The sequence below is a fragment of the Nocardiopsis prasina DSM 43845 genome (assembly GCF_000341265.1).
Classification (GTDB): domain Bacteria; phylum Actinomycetota; class Actinomycetes; order Streptosporangiales; family Streptosporangiaceae; genus Nocardiopsis; species Nocardiopsis prasina.
The window spans coordinates 13,103-29,559 of sequence record NZ_ANAE01000096.1; the positions used below are offsets into that span (position 1 = coordinate 13,103).

Sequence of the window (16,457 nt, forward strand, 5' to 3'; positions counted from 1 at the left end):
ACACGGCGGTTCCACGCTGGACGACCAAGTGAGGACCCACACCACCATGCGAAGTGCGAACCGATACGGCGGCAGCCCGATCACACGACGGCCACCCGCACCCCTCCAGGGAGCATCCGCGGATCATGCCCCCGAGCCGGGCCTGCCAGCGGACGCAGCGACGAGGCCGCTGAAGCTGAGGGGCCGCTACGGGCGGATGTCGGTACCGTGGTCCGCATGAGTGACAGGGTGGCGAGGTCGGAGCAGGTCGCGGCGACACGGGAGACGATCCTGCTGACCGCGGAGCGGCTGTTCGCCGAGCACGGTGTGGCCGGTGTGTCCAACCGCCAGATCAGTCAGGAGGCGGGCCAGGGCAACAACACGGCGGTCTCCTACCACTTCGGCTCCAAGGAGGGACTGGTGCGCGCGATCGTGCGCCAGCACACCGAGCAGATCGAGGGCGCGCGGGGCAGGATGGTGGCGCGGATCGACGGCTCGGACGAGGTCAGGGACTGGGTGGCGTGCACGGTCGAGCCCCTCGCCCTACACCTGGAGGAGCTCGGCTCACCTTCCTGGTACGGGCGTTTCAGCGCCCAGGTCCTGGCGGATCCGGCCTACCGGGAGATCGCGGCGAGCGAGGCCCTGGACTCGCCCTCGCTCGCGCGGGCGGGGGAAGAGCTGCACAGGTGTCTCCCCGACCTGCCGACGGAGGTTCGCCTGGAACGCCAGGCCATGACTCGCCAGCTCATCGTGCACACCATCGCCGAGCGGGAGCGAGCCGTGGCCGCGGGCAACAGCACGTCGTGGAGCTCCTGGCCCCAGACCGCGGTCGGCCTGACTGACGCGCTCACCGGCCTGTGGACGGCTCCGGTCACCCGCGTGTTGGTCTGATCGATCCGGCGCGAACCACGCGTCCCCTTGCCCTCGTGTTCGTGCGCCGTCATCCCCCGGGCCCCGAGCCGGTCAGGCGATGCGGGCGCCGCGGGCGAACGGGAGTTCGTCCCGCCACCCGAATCAAGAGTGGGGCCACTCGGGTGCGATTCGTGGTCCTGTGGATACCGACCGTCTGGCTGGTGCGGTTGACGACGAACGCGCAGCGACTCCTGTTGTCATGCGGGAAACCAGACCCCCACGACTCACCCGAAGTAGCCATGCCGGAGCCCACGAGGCTGGCCTCTGTGCGTCCCGGGATGCCGGCACCCTGACCACATTCCCGGCTGTTTCCGCTCGCACCAGCGCGGGGAGCGAGAGCGAACGCGCGTGGCGCCCCCGCCAACCAGCCCGATACAGGCCCGCCTGGGTGACCCACCGTAACCGGTGCGCCCGTTCCTGATCGGCCTGTGCGAGGCACGGCAGCGTGCGCGATCTCGAAGAGGTGCGCACCCGTGGGGTTCCTTCCGCCGATCGGTGTGGCACACCCTCTCTTGACACACAGCCCGCTTGTAAAGCTATGCTTTACATGTGCAAGAACGATTGACTGATGCCCTGCGTGCCTTGAAGACGCACATGGACGCACTCCTCGCCTCACGTGTCCTGAACAGGGACGAGGACTGGGCCGATTCGATAGCCAGTGCCGTGAGCATGCAGGCGGCCGCCGACGACGTCGTGCGTGCCGTCGTGCAACAGGCACGCCAGAACGGCGCCACATGGCAGGTCATCGGTGACGCACTCGGCGTGAGCAGGCAGGCGGCGTTTCAGCGCTATGGAAAACCGATCGACCCCAGAACAGGAGAACCCATGAACACCACGCCACTCCCCGGCGTCGTGGAACTGGCCGCCACGGTGATCGAGCACCTCGCCTCCGGACAGTGGGCGCGGGTCACCGAGCAGTTCGACACGACCATGCGCGACGGCCTGTCGGAGGAGGCACTCGCGGCCGCCTGGGCCCAGCTCGTCGGCCTCTCGGGAGCCTTCGAGAGTCGTGGCGAGCCGGAGGTCACCCGAGCCGGTGACCTGACGATCACGAACACGCCGCTCGCGTTCGAGGCGGGCGACTACACGGCACGGATCGCGTTCCGCGACGACCGCACCATCACCGGTCTGCACATCCTGGAAGGACAGACGTCGTGACCACCGATTCTCCGGGCGGATCGAAGCCGCCCACGCCCCGGGGCGAACCCCGCATGGACAGACGCGACCTGCGATCCGTCACCGTGTTCATCATCCTGGCGTTCGCACTCGCCTGGCTCCTCGCGCTCCCGCTCTGGCTCGGTGACGGACTCGCCAGCCGCTGGTTCACCCTCGTGGCCACCGCCACGATGCTGACCCCCGCGATCGCCGCCCTCGTCGTCGTGTTCTTCGTGGAGCGGCCTCGACAGAAGGCCTGGGTGCTCGGGCTGTGGCCGCTCAGACCGGTGCGGAGGGTGCTCGGTTACGGGGTGCTGGGGATCTTCGTGCCCATCGCGCTGGTCCTGGTGGCGCTCCCGGTCGGTGCGCTGCTGGGGGTCTATCCGGCCGACTTCGCGAACTTCTCCGCGTTCCAGCAGGTCCTCGACGAGCAGACGGGCACCACCGAGATCCCGATACCGATCGGTGCGCTCATCGTCCTCCAGCTGGCCACGCTCCCTCTGGCGGCGTTCATCAACCTCGTTCCGGCTCTGGGCGAGGAACTCGGGTGGCGAGGGTGGCTACTCCCGAAGCTGATGCCGCTGGGAACACTCCCAGCCCTGCTGGTCTCTGGCGTGATCTGGGGTCTGTGGCACGCTCCGCTCATCCTGCTGGGCTACAACTACCCCGATGCACCAGGCTGGCTCGGGTTGACCGCGATGGTCGGCATGTGCGTTCTGATCGGCGCGGTCTTCGGCTGGCTGCGACTCCGCTCGGGATCCGTGTGGCCCGCGGCCCTGGCGCATGCCTCGTTCAACGGGGCGGGTGCGACCTATCTTCTCTTCGCCAGGGCTGGTGAGCACGTCGACACCACGCAGGCGACGGTCCTGGGCTGGAGCGGGTGGATCGTGCCGCTCGCGCTCGTGGCGGTCCTCGTCGCCACAGGACAGTTCTCTGCCGCCAAGCACCCCTCCACCCCACCGCCGAAGAAGGGTCAGGCCCCTGAACGCCCGGCCGCGGAACAGGTAACCGGTGAGTAGTCACAGGGAATCCTGAGAACCTCACGTGGATGTGGCGGTGCGGCCGGTGAGACACCAAGCCCCCGGCGTGGCCGGTGACGCTCTTGTCCACGGCCGGTCCCCCGCCACCACCAGCCGAAGGCACCGAGGACCCGGGTGGCTATCGGCCTGGGCCCCCGGTTCCCGGCCGAGGACTCGGTCCGCGAGCGCTACCTCGCGGCCTTCGCGCGCGCACTGCCCGGCCTTTTCCCGGAGGAGTTGCGGTTTCGAATGCGGGGGATCCTCGCCGTGACGGCTGTCGACCGCCTCGAGGTCTACCAGCCCTCTCCCCCAACTGTGCGCCCCCGGTATCGGGCGACGCGGCCCGGCGATGGGTGATCATGCTTCTCACAGCAGCGATGAGTGCGCCACCGACCCGACCCTGACAACCCAGGACAGGCACCGCGCCGTCGGCGACCGTGTGTACGTTCCCCGCACTCGTGCGGAACTCGCGCCTGGGCAACTCACCGCTCCGCTCGGCCCCACCGTTGCCGAAGGGCCCCTGCTAGCGAGAGACGATACCCCAAAACCCCTCATATTGCCCCCTTCTTTCACGCTCGGGAATATCTACCAAAAACACTAAAACGGACCAGGTTGCAGCATCGCATTGACAAAAGAGGCAATTACCCAAGATGCTTGATATGCAAGGACGCTGAACGGATATGAGAATGGCCGGGCCGAATATTTCCGGGAGCTTTTGTCCGTTCTTCCGCCGCGGTCCTTCTCATGTCGACTGAAAGCAGGGATGCTGTGGCGCACACCGGTGACGGTGCGAGGGCCGACCACGTGGGCGAACCGGTACTGATCGCGGCCGGGGTGGCCGACCTGGCGTTCAGCGGTATCGGGGCGGCTCTGAAGAAGGCGAGGGCGCTGCTGGTCCGGTCGGACCTGGGGGAGCTGTCTCAGGACGGCCGGGAGGAACTGCGGCAGCGGGGGCGGCTCGCATTGCAACGGTACGTCCCCGTGTCCGAATCCCATGTGGAGCTGCTTGCCCGGCGGGCCGCGTCCCGGCCCGGGCAGAGCGATGTCTGAGATCAGGGAGCACTCTCTGCTCCGCACCCGGGTGGACGCCGCGTTGCAGGAGTTCGCGCGGCAGGAGACGGATCGACTCCTCGCCATCGACGCCGACCTGTTGCCGGTGACCGAGCAGTTGGCCGTGGCGGTCGCCAGCGGCAAGCGTCTGCGCGCCGCGTTCTGCTACTGGGGATGGCGCGCGGCCGGGCAACCGGACAGCGATGCTCTGGTCAGGGCCGCCACAGCGATGGAGCTGGTGCACGCCGCCGCCGTCATCCACGACGACCTCATCGACGAGAGCCCGATGCGCCACGGCGTGCCGAGCTCACATGTGGCGCTGCGCGCCGCGTTCACCGGTCGGGCTCGACCCCACGCAGGGGGCCGAGCCCTGGCCCTGCTGACCGGGGACCTGCTGATGTCGTGGGCCGCCCAACTGTTCCTCAACTGCGGCCTGCCCGCGGCCTATCTGTCCCGCGCTCGCGAGCTGTGGGCGGTCATGACCCGGGAACTGATCGCCGGGGAGTGCCTGGAGATCCTCCGTACCGGTTCCCCGCCCGACACGGGCAGGTCGCTGCAGGTGATCCGCTACAAGACCGCCAAGTACACGGTCGAGCACCCCCTGCGCATCGGCGGGGCGTTGGCCGGAGCACCGGGCACGCTGATGGAGGCCTTCACCTCCTACGGACTTCCCCTCGGCGAGGCGTTCCAGCTGCGTGACGACCTGCTGGGGCTCTTCGGAGATCCGGAACTCACGGGAAAGTCGAACCTGGACGACATCCGGGGCAACCGGCCGACCGTCCTGCTCGCCGAGACCTGGTCGGCCGCCACCGCGGCCGAACGACGGGAGCTGCGCGGACTGCTCGGCAGACGGGGCCTGGACGGCGAGGGCCTGTCGCGAGTGCGAGCGATCGCGCGACGCACCGGGGCCCTCGACCGTGTCGAGGAGATGATCGTCCAGCGCGTCCGGGCCGCGACCGCTGTACTCGCCCACGCGGACCTCCCGGACGAAGCCGCCTCCGCCCTGTCCCACATGGTGGTCTCCGTCGCGTCCCGCCGTTACTGACCGAAGGAATGCCATGACCTACACACCACAGTCCATGGACGCGCTGAGGCTCCTGGGCGACGAACTCGCCGACGCGACGGTGCAGGAACTGTTCGAACGCGGAGAGGTCGGCAAGTTCAACACCCTGATGCGCTACTTCTCCACCGCCGGTCAGGACCTACCCGACGGACTACCGGACGTCGCCCGTGAGTACCTGCACGCCACCTCCGCACCGCCGACCTGGATCGACTGGGGTGAGATGGAGAAGGCACGGTCGTTCTTCATTGACAACAACGTGCACATATCCACTGCCCTGGCCTTCTCAGCGATGCCCGCCTGCTACGTCATCCCGCACGTGGCCAAGCTGCTCAGCGCCACCCACGCCCTGGAGTACCCCTCACGGCGCATGGCAGAGACCGGGCAGTTCACCGTCTACCTGATGCGGCCCGACGCCTTCGAGGCGGGGAGCCGGTTCGTCCCCGCCGTCCAGAAGGTACGGCTGCTGCACGCCTCCATCCGCTACCACATGCGCCGTGAGGGCCGTTGGGACGTGGCCGCGCTCGGCACGCCGATCTGCCAGGAGGACATGATCGGCGGCCAGATGATGTTCTCCCTCCAGGTGCTGGACGCACTGCACCGCCTGGGCATCCATATGTCGGTCGACGGCGCGGAGTCCTACTTCTACGTCTGGCGCGTCGTCGGCGAGATGCTCGGGATCAGCCCCGACCACGCCCCCGCCGATCTGGAGGAGGCCCGAGAGTTCTCCGACCTGTACATGACCAGGTACATGGGCCCCTCCGAGGAAGGGGCGCGGCTGACCCGCCAGCTCATCGATCTCTATGAGGAGGTGGTCCCGGGAACCCTCCTCGATCCCGTGGTCGCCGCTCTCATCCGTTACCTCATCGGCGACACCTGCGCCGACTGGCTCCAGGTTCCGCGCACCGGCTGGGACACGGCCGTCAAGCTCTCCCCCGCCCTGCTCGGCATCTTCGAGCGCATCGAGGACCGCTCTCCGCTGGGAGAGTGGGCCCTGGACCGGCTCGGCCACCTCACCACCCACCTCGAACTCAGCTCCCTCACCCGTGGCCGGGTCATGCAGTACGCCATCCCCGAGCAGCTCAAGGACGAGTTCGGTGTCACTTCCCGGACCGATCGGACCGACCGCTGGAGCCCACCGCCCCTGACGCCGCGCGCCTGAGTGACGGCACGGCCCCGGGCCCGATCAGATGTGGATCACGGCTTCTCCGCCACCGTCGCTCACCCTCAGCTCCCTCACCCCCGCCAACGGCACCGTGCTGGCCGACGGACCGAATCGGATCCAGGCCAACTCCCGCGCCCGGCGCCGGTCGAGTGCGAGCAGACTGCGCGCGCCCGGCGCGAACGCCGTCGGCCCGTTCCTGGTGGCCGCGCGCAGTCGCCGCCAGCGCCGAGAATGCATCCGGTGGCTGCGCTCGGTCACCCGGCGCCCCCGGGCGTTCTGCCCGCTCCGGGCCTCCTGCGGGGTGGCGTCGATCATGAGCACATGCATCTCGTACCGGCGGAGTCGGCAGAGCAGGGCGAGCAGCAAGCGGACCGGGCGCCGGGTTCCGCACTCGTGCACCACCACCGGGCCGCCGCGCAGCGCCGCGGCCACCTGGACCAGATGTAAAACGTGCACCACCCAGCGCCACAGTGGGTAGGGGACCCTGCCGAGCAGCGGTCGCAGCTGGTACCGCGACTGTAGCGAGTCGATCACCCGTACACCGTCCGCGGTGAGCACGGTCCGTTCCTCGTCCCCGCGCAGACCGAACAACCTCCGCAGCAGGGTGCTCTTCCCGGCCCCGGGCACCCCGGCGACCAGAACCAGGGACCGCCGAGGGTAGACGGCCCCGCGCACCATCGCGTCATCCACCGTGGGCACGTACCGCACCCGACCCTGGAACATCTTCGGTAGCTCCTCAAAGCCGACCTTCGCGCCGGTGGGGCGCCGCTCTACAGTGGCCGCGTCACCTGCATCATGGTGCTGCCGCGCATCGACGCCGTCGACGAGTACCGCGCGTTCCCGCACACCCCGGGTAACGGCCGGTGCCCCTACCACGACTGGGTGCACAGGCCGCGTGTTGGTGGGTGCGGGCGACTCGGACCTGGCTCTGCTCGAAGACCCGGTGGCCGGTGCCCTCGCGCTGCCAGAGGCGGAACAGGGCGCTCGAACGCCCTTCGAAGCCCCGACTCCGGTACCGCCCACTGAGCGTCTGTCAGAACTCCGAGCCACGAGACATGATCATCGCATGACCCTGATCCACTCTCGAAACGCTCCCTGGCACGCCGCGTGAGAGGTGAGTGATCGTCGATGACCGCCCCGAGAATCCAACTCCCGTCAGAGCCTGGGGGTACGACGGTGGTCGATGGTCGACCTTGGTCGCCCTCCGTGTCGGAGGGTGGTTGCATGCTCCGCGGTCCTGGGCCGGGACGTCAGCAGGGGGCACAACGCGGCACAGAAGGACACCCTGTTGTGGATGGTCCGGGACGGAACGGAGTGACACGGGGGCATCGGAGCGCCACTTTCCCTCCGCCAGCCGCAGGTGCGCATCGCGCTGTCGGGCTCGTCCGAGTTTGTGTTGTCAGGCGCTGTGCCGGGTAGGGCGACCAACAGGCCGATCAGGCAGCATCCCAGCGAACCTGCGGCTCCGCACTGGAGCACGTGCGAGGTTCTCCGGGCCGGGAGCGCACGGTCGTCCAGGGGTCGGACCCCTGGGGACGTTCGGGACCACCCGAACCCCTCCCATCTGCGTGGAGGGGACCGGCACACCGGTCAACGGCGCTGACCCGCGCTGCCGTCACACGGAGGGAGAGGATTCGAGATGGCACCGACCACGGTCCGAGAAGTGATGACGCCCGACCCCCGGTGTATCGGTACGGACGACTCACTACAGAAGGCAGCGGACCTCATGGCCGCCGACCAGGTGGGGGCACTGCCCATCTGCGGGCAGGACGGTCGACTCAAGGGTGTGCTGACCGACCGCGACATCGTCGTGCGGGGGCTCGCCGGAGGCAAGCGCCTCGCCGACCCGGCCGGAGGCCTGAACCAGGGCCAGGCCGCCACTGTGGGAGCGGACGACCCCGTTGACGAAGCCATGAGCACCATGCTGGAGCACGGGGTCAAGAGGCTCCCCGTCATCGACGGGGTCACGCTCGTCGGGATCGTCACGACCGCTGACATCGCACGCGCTCTCCCCAACCCCGAAACAGGGGATCTGGTGGAAGCGCTGAGCCTGAGCTAGTCCGCGTGGGCCGGGGCGGCTCCGCCGCTCCCCCACGCGAACGGGACAGATGACGGCCCCTGGGGGTCGTCCACGCTCTGCCACCGAGGGCTCTCCGGCCCGCTCCCGCGATGCGCGGGAGCGGGCCGGACCGGGTCGCGGTGGGGGATCTCCGTGGGCATGGATGCCGGGCCCGGATCCCCGGGAGGATCAGCAGCCTTCTCCCCCAGGCCCCTTCGTGCTCCGCTCCCCCGTCAGCCCTCGACCCTCCGGTCCGGGCCCATCCGGGCGACCAACCGCCCCGCCGCCTTCCGTAGGGGACGGCCGCGCAGCCACACCAGCTGCACCGGCATGGCCAACCCGTTCCGGAGGTTCTCGAACTCCATCACGCGCACGGCCCCCTCGGCGACCTTCCCCTTCACCACGGGAAGCGGCAGGTTGGCCCAGCCGACCCCGCGCTCCACCAGCCCGAGCGCGGTCTCCGCCGAGTTCGTGCGCCAGTAGGCGTCCGAGACAACCAAACGCCGCTCCGAGAGTTCCTGCTCCAGGCTGGACACCGTGATCTGGCGGGCGCCGGCGAGGTCCTCCAGGCGCCGGAGGTCCGCGGGCAGCCCGAAGGTCTCCACCGTCGCGGACGCCACCGCCACGAACCTCTCCTCCGCCACGTTCAGGAACACCTCCTCCCTGTCGTTCCGGGTCCTGGCGAACATCAGCGCCAGGTCCACGGCCCCGCCGTGCAGCATCTCGCGGACGTCGTCCTGCTGGGCGTCGGCGATCTCGACAGGAAGCAGGGGGTGGCGTTCGGCGATCTCCGCCACGGCGTCCAGGAGGGGCCCCCGGTCGACCCCTGCCGCCACACCCACGGTGAGCGTGCTCTCCAGGTCGTCGGAGAGCTCGATCGCGTGCGCCTGGAGGAGGCGCAGCCTGCTGGCGATCTGCCGGGCGTGCGGGATGAGGGCCTGCGCCTGCGCGGTGGGCGCGGGCTCGCGTCTGGAGCGGTCGAACAGCGGGTAGCCGAGTTCGGCCTCGATGTTGGCGATCCCCATGCTGACCGCCGAGGGGACCCGGTTCAGCGCCCGTGCGGCGGCCGAGAAGGAGCCGTGGTCGACCACGGCGAGGAACAGGTCGATGTTGTCGCTGGACAGGCCCATCGGTCTATCAATCCAACTGAAAGAAGCTGACTTTTTCCATCACCCTAGCTGACGCTAACGTCGTCCCTGCTGTATCCGAGAACGCTGGAAAGAGTGCGAAGTGCAAGGTCTGAAGCGCAAGCTGGTCTACGTGGGCGGCTACGAGGTCATCGGATTCCTGGTCGGTACCGCGGTGATGACGGCCCTGACCGGCAGCGGCCCGGCGACGACGGCCCCGCTCGCGATCATGATCGCCACGGTGGCGTCGCTGTGGAACATGGCCTTCAACTACTTGTTCGAGGCGTGGGAGAGACGGCAGGCCAGCCGCGAGCGCACAGTGGGGAGGCGGGTCCTGCACGCGGTCTCGTTCCAGCTGACGCTGGTGTGTTTCCTGATCCCGCTCATCGCGTGGTGGCTGGAGATCACGCTGCTTCAGGCGCTGCTGCTGGACCTGGTGTTCATCGTCTACATCCCGTTCTACACCTACGGCTACAACTGGGCCTTCGACAAGGTCTTCGGCTTGCCGTCCTCCGCCATCGCGGACCCGGTTCCTGATGCTGAACCGGTTCGAGGACCCCATGCCCTCGTCGCGAACGCCCCTGATGATGATTCTCAGCGCGGCGATGGTCGTGAGCACCCTCCTTCTGGGCGGTAGGACCCCGAAAAAGAACCGACCGTGCCGGGGCAGGTCCGAGGGCATCCGCGCTGCGTGGGTGCCCTTCTTCGCGCGGTCGCGTGAGGGCGCCCCTCAGGTGGCCCGCATGGCCTCCTTCGTGGCCTCGACCATGTCGTTCAGGGTCCGACGTGCGCGGGCCAGTTCGTCCGCTTGGGCGTCGATGCGCTCGAGTTCGGAGACGAGTTGGCGCAGGACCTGGGGCGGGCAGCGCTCCCCGTTGTTCTTGATGTGCGGCAGCAGCGCGGCGATGGTCCTGCTGTTCATGCCGGCGGCGAAGAACTGCCGGATCAACACCACGCGGCTCACGGCGTCCTCGCCGTAGTGGCGCTGCCCGCTGGCGCTGCGTTCGCTGGAGAGCATGCCCTGCTTCTCGTAGTAGCGCAGAGAGCGCACGCTGGCCCCGGTCCGCTCGGCCAGGTCTCCGATCCGCACAGGACCTCCGATCCGATTTGCCTCTGACACCAATGTCAGGTCCTAGTGTAGCCGCGCGTACACCGGAGACCAGGGCCCGGTCGCCTGGTGTGCACGAGCCGACACCGCCTGAGAGGAATCGTTGTGCCCCACAGTTCCCGCTCCTTCGCCGACATCGTGCGCTCACGCCGCTCGGTCCGGGGCTTTCTCCCCGAACCGGTGGCCGCGTCCGACATCCGCGCGGTCCTGGAGGACGCCCAGCGTGCGCCCTCCAACTGCAACACCCAGCCCTGGCAGGTGCACGTCGTCTCGGGCGCCCGCCGCGACGAGCTGAGCGCCCGACTGCTGGAAGCTGACCGGGACGGGCGGACCTCCCCGGACTTCAGCTTCGACTACGCGGACTTCGGCGACGGCTACTACCTCCAGCGCGCCCGGGAACAGGGGGCGGCCTACTACCAGTCCCTGGGCGTGGAGCGCTCCGACACCCGGGGACGCCACGAGGCCGCGCTGCGCAACCTGGAGTTCTTCGACGCCCCCCACGTCGCGCTGCTGTTCATGCCCCAGTTCGGCGACGGGGTGCGCGTTGCCGGTGACCTGGGTATGTACGCGCAGACCTTCCTGCTCGCACTGGAGGCACGCGGCCTGTCGGGCATTCCGCAGACGATGCTGGGCTTCTACGCCGACGTCGTGCGCGAGTCCCTGGGCGTCAATCCGGAGATGAGGCTGTTGTTCGGTATCTCCTTCGGCCTGGCCGACCCCGAGGGGCCTGCGAGCACATTCCGGATGGGGCGGGTGCCGCTGGCCGAGAGCGTCGTGGCGCATGACACGCCCGGCGTCCTGGACGAGGTGTCCTAGGCACGAAAGGGGGCCCCACCGGTCCCGCGGTGGAGGCCCCCTTCGAGCGTGCTCAGAAGGTGCGTTCGGCCACCTTCACCCGCCGACCCGACTCCAGCAGGGCAGCCAGCTCGCTGGCGGGGACCGGGGCGGCGGGGGCCTGCATCATCTGGTCAACCGGTACGCCGGGGTCGGTGAGGTAGATCCTGGTGTACGCGTCGGACTCGGGCTCGAAACGCCAGCTCTCGGCCGGGGTCCCGGCGTCGACGGTGTCGAAGCCGAGCCTGTCGATCAACGCCGCGGCCCGGGCCTTGGCTGCGGGGTCCTCACCGGCGATGGGCAGGGCGCTGCGGTCGTCGGCCCCGGCGGGGCGGGCGAGCTGGGGGATGTGGTGGGCCATGATGTTGTTGAACGCCTTGACCAGCAGGGCGCCGGGCAGGAGCCGTTGGGCGAGTTCGGCCGTGGTCTCCTGCTCGGAGTCGAGTTCGGTGATCCGTCCGTCGCGGAACGGGTAGTAGTTGCCGGTGTCCAACACGGTCCGCCCCCGCAGCAGTCCCTCGGGCAGGGAGCCGTAGGCCGTCAACGGGACGCTGAGCAGGGTGGCTTCCCCTGCCCGGGCGGCCTGTTCCACAGTGGCCGCGGTGGCGCGCGGTCCCAGCTCTTCGATCAGCCCGGTCAGGCTCTGCGGGCCTCGTGAGTTGGCGATCACCACATCGATCCCCGCTGCCACCGCCAACCGCGCGACCGCGGTTCCGATGTTCCCGCTTCCGATGATCCCCAGAGTCGACATCGCCCGTTCCTCTTCCTTGTGCTGGCCGTTCGGCGTCCGTGCGCTCGCGAGCGCACCGGATACCCGGCCACATTAGGACCTGACACCAGTGTCAGGGGCAAATCAGCGACGCGCCGTCCGGACGGTACGCGAATCACACACACGCTGACCCCATCCCACAAATATGAGTACACTCATTATTGACTATATTCACCGAGTTCGGGTAGGAGCAGGTCAGGGGTACTGGGATCCACGAAGCCGTGGACAGCTACACCCGGTCTCGTGGCTTCCGTTACCACTGCGGCGGCGCGGAGGAGGTGCTGAAGGTGCTGACCTTCAGAAGCGCCGCGTGTTCATCGCTGCGGGTCGGCCCCTCCACTGTGTGCGCGGGGCCGTGCCACCACACTCATCAGGCAGAAGGGGCGACAGCCCATGAGAGCGTTCGTCATCACCAGGTACAAGGAGGAGCCGCGAGAGGTTGAGGTCTCCGAGCCCGTGGTCGGGGAACGTGACGTCCTCGTGCGGGTGGAGGCCGCCGGACTGAACCAGCTGGACGAGAAGATCCGCGTCGGTGAGTTCAAGCAGATCCTCCCCTACGGGTTTCCGCTGATCCTGGGACACGACGTCGCCGGCACCGTCATCGGAGTCGGAGCCGGAGTCCGGGACTTCGAACCCGGCGACCAGGTGTACGCAAGGCCCGACAAGGACCGGATCGGTACCTTCGCCGAACGCATCGCCGTCGCTGAGGCCGACGTGGCCCTCAAACCAGCGTCCATCTCCTTCGTGGAGGCGGGCTCGCTACCGTTGGTCGCGCTCACCGCATGGCAGGCGCTCGTCGAACGCGGCGACGTGGGGCCGGGGCAGAAGGTCCTCATCCACGCGGGCGCCGGCGGTGTCGGTTCGATCGCCATCCAGCTCGCCAAACACCTCGGCGCGAGCGTCGCCACCACTGCCAGCGCCGCCAACGCCGACTTCGTCCGCGAACTGGGTGCGGACACGGTCATCGACTACCGCAGCCAGGACTTCGAGAAGGTACTGAGCGACTACGACCTGGTCCTGGACAGCCTGGGCGGCACGAACCTGGAGCGGTCCCTGCGGGTACTCAGGCCCGGCGGCAAGGCGATCGGGATCTCCGGCCCGCCTGATCCGGCCTTCGCACGAGGAGCCGGACTGAATCCGCTGCTGCGCCTGGCGATCACCGCGCTGAGCGCGGGGGTTCGCCGCCGGGCCAGGAAACTCGGCGTGACGTACGAGTTCCTGTTCATGCGCGCCGACGGTGACCAGCTACGCCGGATCAGTGCCCTCGTCGACGAAGGGAGCCTGCGCCCCGTCGTGGGGAAGGTGTTCCCCTTCGAACAGACACCCCAGGCCCTCCAGGAGTTGGCCTCCGGAGGTGCCCGGGGAAAGACGGTCATCAGCCACACCTGACTCACCAGGCATCGTCCATCACCGTCGAGGCACACCTGCGCGTGCCCTCAAGGGAGGTCATCATGAACGACACCAGCGATGATCCGGTCAACACCTCGTACGCGGAGGCGCCGACCCGCACCGTCACCGCGGGCGCGGTGACCTACGCCTACCGGGAACTGGGACCGAGAGGGGGTGTCCCCGTCGTGTTCCTCGTGCACCTGGCCGCGACCCTGGACAACTGGGACCCGCGCATCGTCGACCCCATCGCCAGGGAACGGCGCGTCATCGCCTTCGACAACCGCGGGGTCGGGGCCTCGACCGGCGCGGTCCCCGACACGGTCGAGGCCATGGCCTCCGACGCGGTGACCTTCGTCGAGGCTCTGGGATTCGAGGAGATCGACGTCTTCTCCTTCTCGCTCGGCGGCATGATCGCCCAAGCCCTGGTGGCCGAGCGTCCCGCACTCGTCCGCAGGCTCATCCTCACCGGTACGGGCCCGCAGGCGGGAAGGACATCGACAAGGTCGCCCGGACCACCTACTACGACATGGCGCGAGCCGCCCTGACCCGGTCGGACCCGAAGGAGTTCCTGTTCTTCAACCGCGACGCCACCGGCAGGCACGCGGGAAGGGCGTTCGTCGAACGGCTCAGGGAACGCACCACGGATCGTGACGCACCCATCAGGGTCCACGCTTTCCAGCAGCAGTTGAAGGCGATCAAGAGGTGGGGGCGTTCGGCACCCGCCGACCTGTCGGGGATCACCCAGCCCACCCTGATCGCCAACGGGGACAACGACCGCATGGTGCCCTCGGTGCTCTCCGAGGACCTGCACCGTCGCATCCCCGACTCGGAACTGGTCATCTACCCCGACTCCGGGCACGGAGGCATCTTCCAGTACCACCGGGAGTTCGCCCCTGTCGCAGTGGAGTTCCTCACCCGCTGACTCCACCAGCGCTCCGCCCCAGGACAGTCGAAGTGCGGGGGCGAGCGGACGGCCCACCGGTCACGAGGGCCTTCGTCAGCGGGGGCGCCGCGGCCGCGCACGCGCCTCCCACGGCCGCGGCGCCCGATCCCGGAGGCTCAGGCGTCGGTCGCGCCGAGCTGGGGGTAGAGCGCCTCGATCGGCGCACTGAGCCCCGCCTTGACCTGAACGGAGGTCTCGTCGGCGAGAACCTCGTACTGCCCCGCCTCGGTGGCGTCGAACACGGTGCTCACCAGGTCGGCGGGGTCGGTCTTGGGATCGGTGGTGTGAGCGGCCATCGGGGTGTCGACGTATCCCACGTGCACTCCGACGACGTGCACTCCCCGAGGGGCGAGTTCCAGACGCAGGGAGTTGGTCGCCGACCACAGGGCGGCCTTGGTGGCGCTGTAGATGCCCGCGACGGCGTACCAGCTCAGCGCCGAGTGGATGTCGATGATGGCCGACGCCTTCTTCGCCGACAGGACGGGGGCGAAGGCGCGGGCGAGGAAGAGCGGGCCCAGGAAGTTCGTTTCGACGTTGGCACGGATCTCCTCGTCGCTGTGTGTGAGGATGCCCGGGCTGGACACCGAGGCTCCGGCGTTGTTGACCAGCACGGTCACGTCGCCGGCGGCCTCGACCGCCTCCTGGATGGAGGCGTGGTCGGTGACGTCGAGCCGCAGGGGGACGATGCGCTCGTCGTCCCAGGCCCGGGGATTGCGCGCGGAGGCGTAGACCTTGCTGGCGCCGCGCGCCAGGGCCTGCCTGACGAACTGCGTGCCGATGCCTCCGTTGGCTCCGGTGACCAGGACGACGGATCCGTCGAGTGTGGGCATGGTGGCTCTCCTAGGTGTTGTCCGCGCGCTGGGCGTGGTGGGTGCCCGGGTGGCGCCGTCGGTCGTGAGCACCGCCCGGGACCGCCCGGGGGTGCCCGCTCCCGCGTGGAAGAATGAACCCCGGGCGTACCCGAATCCAGGCGTTAATGACTACGCTCATAACTGAGCCTGATCAAAACCTATTCCCCAAGGAGGGATCGATGTCATCCGCCTCCCGGGCGCCGGGGCGACGCGAGCGCAACAAACAGCAGAAGCTCGAACGCATCACCGCGGCGGCCAGTGAGCTCTTCGCTGAGTACGGGGTCGACGAGGTCACCACCCAGCAGATCGCCGAACGCGCCGACATCGGTACCGGCACCCTGTTCCTCTACGCCAAGAGCAAGGGCGAACTGCTTCTGCTGGTTCAGAACTCCCACTACTCCGAATCCCTGGACCGGGGGATCAGGGACGCCGAGGGCACCGCTGACACACTGGACGCCGTCATGGCCATCGTGCGCCCGATCGTGGAGTGCAACCGCAGACAGGTCGAGAACGGACGCACCTACCTGCGCGAGATGGTGTTCGGCGACCCCGAGGAGCCCCGTCACCGCGACGCCCTCATGATCACGGCCCGGACCGAGGCGGCCATCGCCGCCGTGATCGGTCGCGACACCGCAACCGATGTGAACGACGCGGCGGCACTGGCGCACATCGTGTCGGCCGTCATGTTCCTCAGCATGGCGACATCGGCGAACGTGACGTCCGACGCGGAGACCATCGCCAGGGACATCCGCGGTCAGATCGCCGTCATGCTCCCTGGCACGGCCAGCGGCCCCACCTGAGCACCCGCGCCGGCGCGATCCGCTCATCCCCCTGTCTGGCGAACCCGTCCCTTCGAACCCGGTTCCAGCTGTGGCCCTGACCCGTGCGGCCTCTACGGAAACTCCATCACCCGGAAAGACGTCCCCCTCCACTCGCGGACGGGGGCAAAGGATGGTGCTCCGTATCGGCCGGGCAGGTGTGCGGATCCCGCCAGTCGGGCAGGGCGGTCCAGGAAGGCCGATCGGAAGGGGGACCCC

The 16,457-nt window shown here is 68.8% G+C and carries 17 protein-coding genes and 1 pseudogene; 13 read left to right on the forward strand and 5 right to left on the reverse strand.

Going from position 1 to position 16,457, the window contains the following annotated elements:
- Positions 1-216: 216 nt before the first annotated feature.
- From D452_RS0107900 to D452_RS0107930, 6 genes are all read left to right on the forward strand, one after another.
- Positions 217-870 (forward strand): TetR/AcrR family transcriptional regulator, encoded by a 654-nt coding sequence (locus tag D452_RS0107900; protein WP_040693365.1) that lies wholly within the window; start codon positions 217-219, stop codon positions 868-870.
- Between the two features lie 615 nt (positions 871-1,485).
- Positions 1,486-2,049, forward strand: a complete 564-nt coding sequence (locus D452_RS0107905; RefSeq protein WP_017543616.1) for a DUF3887 domain-containing protein — start codon at positions 1,486-1,488, stop codon at positions 2,047-2,049.
- 53 nt (positions 2,050-2,102) lie between these two features.
- Complete coding sequence (locus tag D452_RS0107910) at positions 2,103-3,065, forward strand: CPBP family intramembrane glutamic endopeptidase (RefSeq protein WP_017543617.1); 963 nt, start codon at positions 2,103-2,105, stop codon at positions 3,063-3,065.
- Between the two features lie 744 nt (positions 3,066-3,809).
- Positions 3,810-4,115, forward strand: a complete 306-nt coding sequence (locus D452_RS0107920) for a hypothetical protein (RefSeq protein ID WP_017543618.1) — start codon at positions 3,810-3,812, stop codon at positions 4,113-4,115.
- Positions 4,108-5,160 (forward strand): polyprenyl synthetase family protein, encoded by a 1,053-nt coding sequence (locus tag D452_RS0107925; protein WP_026129072.1) that lies wholly within the window; start codon positions 4,108-4,110, stop codon positions 5,158-5,160. The genes D452_RS0107920 and D452_RS0107925 overlap by 8 nt, the downstream gene beginning before the upstream one ends.
- A 13-nt stretch (positions 5,161-5,173) precedes the next feature.
- Entirely contained in the window at positions 5,174-6,337 is a 1,164-nt protein-coding gene (locus tag D452_RS0107930) for an oxygenase MpaB family protein (protein WP_017543620.1), read from the forward strand.
- Between the two features lie 24 nt (positions 6,338-6,361).
- On the opposite strand, the gene D452_RS0107935 is transcribed toward D452_RS0107930, so the two are convergent.
- Positions 6,362-7,063, reverse strand: coding sequence for an AAA family ATPase (locus D452_RS0107935; protein WP_017543621.1), 702 nt, complete (start codon positions 7,061-7,063; stop codon positions 6,362-6,364).
- 916 nt (positions 7,064-7,979) lie between these two features.
- On the opposite strand from D452_RS0107935, the gene D452_RS0107940 reads away from it, so the two are divergent.
- Complete coding sequence (locus tag D452_RS0107940; RefSeq protein ID WP_026129073.1) at positions 7,980-8,399, forward strand: CBS domain-containing protein; 420 nt, start codon at positions 7,980-7,982, stop codon at positions 8,397-8,399.
- Between the two features lie 233 nt (positions 8,400-8,632).
- On the opposite strand, the gene D452_RS0107945 is transcribed toward D452_RS0107940, so the two are convergent.
- Positions 8,633-9,529 carry a LysR family transcriptional regulator gene (locus D452_RS0107945; RefSeq protein ID WP_017543623.1) on the reverse strand — a complete coding sequence of 299 codons (897 nt, stop codon included), beginning with the start codon at positions 9,527-9,529 and terminating at the stop codon, positions 8,633-8,635.
- A gap of 100 nt (positions 9,530-9,629) precedes the next feature.
- On the opposite strand from D452_RS0107945, the gene D452_RS0107950 reads away from it, so the two are divergent.
- Positions 9,630-10,163, forward strand: coding sequence for a PACE efflux transporter (locus D452_RS0107950; RefSeq protein WP_017543624.1), 534 nt, complete (start codon positions 9,630-9,632; stop codon positions 10,161-10,163).
- Positions 10,164-10,256: 93 nt separating this feature from the next.
- On the opposite strand, the gene D452_RS0107955 is transcribed toward D452_RS0107950, so the two are convergent.
- Positions 10,257-10,616, reverse strand: a complete 360-nt coding sequence (locus D452_RS0107955; RefSeq protein WP_017543625.1) for a MerR family transcriptional regulator — start codon at positions 10,614-10,616, stop codon at positions 10,257-10,259.
- 123 nt (positions 10,617-10,739) lie between these two features.
- On the opposite strand from D452_RS0107955, the gene D452_RS0107960 reads away from it, so the two are divergent.
- On the forward strand, positions 10,740-11,450 hold the full coding sequence (locus D452_RS0107960; protein ID WP_017543626.1) for a nitroreductase: 711 nt from the start codon (positions 10,740-10,742) through the stop codon (positions 11,448-11,450).
- Positions 11,451-11,502: 52 nt separating this feature from the next.
- Here the strand turns inward: D452_RS0107960 and D452_RS0107965 are convergent.
- Positions 11,503-12,228, reverse strand: a pseudogene (locus tag D452_RS0107965) (NADPH-dependent F420 reductase); the annotation flags it as partial.
- A gap of 402 nt (positions 12,229-12,630) precedes the next feature.
- On the opposite strand from D452_RS0107965, the gene D452_RS0107975 reads away from it, so the two are divergent.
- The 3 genes from D452_RS0107975 (at position 12,631) to D452_RS31080 (ending at position 14,548) form a co-directional block, all read left to right on the forward strand.
- Complete coding sequence (locus D452_RS0107975) at positions 12,631-13,626, forward strand: NADP-dependent oxidoreductase (protein ID WP_017543628.1); 996 nt, start codon at positions 12,631-12,633, stop codon at positions 13,624-13,626.
- Positions 13,627-13,688: 62 nt separating this feature from the next.
- Complete coding sequence (locus tag D452_RS31075; RefSeq protein ID WP_204366604.1) at positions 13,689-14,171, forward strand: alpha/beta fold hydrolase; 483 nt, start codon at positions 13,689-13,691, stop codon at positions 14,169-14,171.
- Positions 14,153-14,548: an alpha/beta fold hydrolase gene (locus tag D452_RS31080; protein ID WP_204366605.1), complete on the forward strand. Its 396-nt coding sequence runs from the start codon at positions 14,153-14,155 to the stop codon at positions 14,546-14,548. Before D452_RS31075 ends, D452_RS31080 begins: the two co-directional genes overlap by 19 nt.
- Positions 14,549-14,685: 137 nt before the next feature.
- On the opposite strand, the gene D452_RS0107985 is transcribed toward D452_RS31080, so the two are convergent.
- Positions 14,686-15,399, reverse strand: coding sequence for an SDR family oxidoreductase (locus D452_RS0107985; protein WP_017543629.1), 714 nt, complete (start codon positions 15,397-15,399; stop codon positions 14,686-14,688).
- A 200-nt stretch (positions 15,400-15,599) separates the two neighbouring features.
- Between D452_RS0107985 and D452_RS0107990 the strand changes: the two genes are divergently transcribed.
- Positions 15,600-16,220 (forward strand): TetR/AcrR family transcriptional regulator, encoded by a 621-nt coding sequence (locus D452_RS0107990; protein ID WP_017543630.1) that lies wholly within the window; start codon positions 15,600-15,602, stop codon positions 16,218-16,220.
- Positions 16,221-16,457: the final 237 nt, after the last annotated feature.

Bases quoted from the DNA above. Each gene is read 5' to 3' on its own strand.
- D452_RS0107900 (WP_040693365.1), top strand. From the start codon at position 217: ATGAGTGACAGGGTGGCGAGGTCGGAGCAGGTCGCGGCGACACGGGAG.
- D452_RS0107905 (WP_017543616.1), top strand. From the start codon at position 1,486: ATGGACGCACTCCTCGCCTCACGTGTCCTGAACAGGGACGAGGACTGG.
- D452_RS0107910 (WP_017543617.1), top strand. From the start codon at position 2,103: ATGGACAGACGCGACCTGCGATCCGTCACCGTGTTCATCATCCTGGCG.
- D452_RS0107920 (WP_017543618.1), top strand. From the start codon at position 3,810: ATGTCGACTGAAAGCAGGGATGCTGTGGCGCACACCGGTGACGGTGCG.
- D452_RS0107925 (WP_026129072.1), top strand. From the start codon at position 4,108: ATGTCTGAGATCAGGGAGCACTCTCTGCTCCGCACCCGGGTGGACGCC.
- D452_RS0107930 (WP_017543620.1), top strand. From the start codon at position 5,174: ATGACCTACACACCACAGTCCATGGACGCGCTGAGGCTCCTGGGCGAC.
- D452_RS0107935 (WP_017543621.1), bottom strand. From the start codon at position 7,063: ATGTTCCAGGGTCGGGTGCGGTACGTGCCCACGGTGGATGACGCGATG.
- D452_RS0107940 (WP_026129073.1), top strand. From the start codon at position 7,980: ATGGCACCGACCACGGTCCGAGAAGTGATGACGCCCGACCCCCGGTGT.
- D452_RS0107945 (WP_017543623.1), bottom strand. From the start codon at position 9,529: ATGGGCCTGTCCAGCGACAACATCGACCTGTTCCTCGCCGTGGTCGAC.
- D452_RS0107975 (WP_017543628.1), top strand. From the start codon at position 12,631: ATGAGAGCGTTCGTCATCACCAGGTACAAGGAGGAGCCGCGAGAGGTT.
- D452_RS31075 (WP_204366604.1), top strand. From the start codon at position 13,689: ATGAACGACACCAGCGATGATCCGGTCAACACCTCGTACGCGGAGGCG.
- D452_RS31080 (WP_204366605.1), top strand. From the start codon at position 14,153: ATGGCGCGAGCCGCCCTGACCCGGTCGGACCCGAAGGAGTTCCTGTTC.
- D452_RS0107985 (WP_017543629.1), bottom strand. From the start codon at position 15,399: ATGCCCACACTCGACGGATCCGTCGTCCTGGTCACCGGAGCCAACGGA.
- D452_RS0107990 (WP_017543630.1), top strand. From the start codon at position 15,600: ATGTCATCCGCCTCCCGGGCGCCGGGGCGACGCGAGCGCAACAAACAG.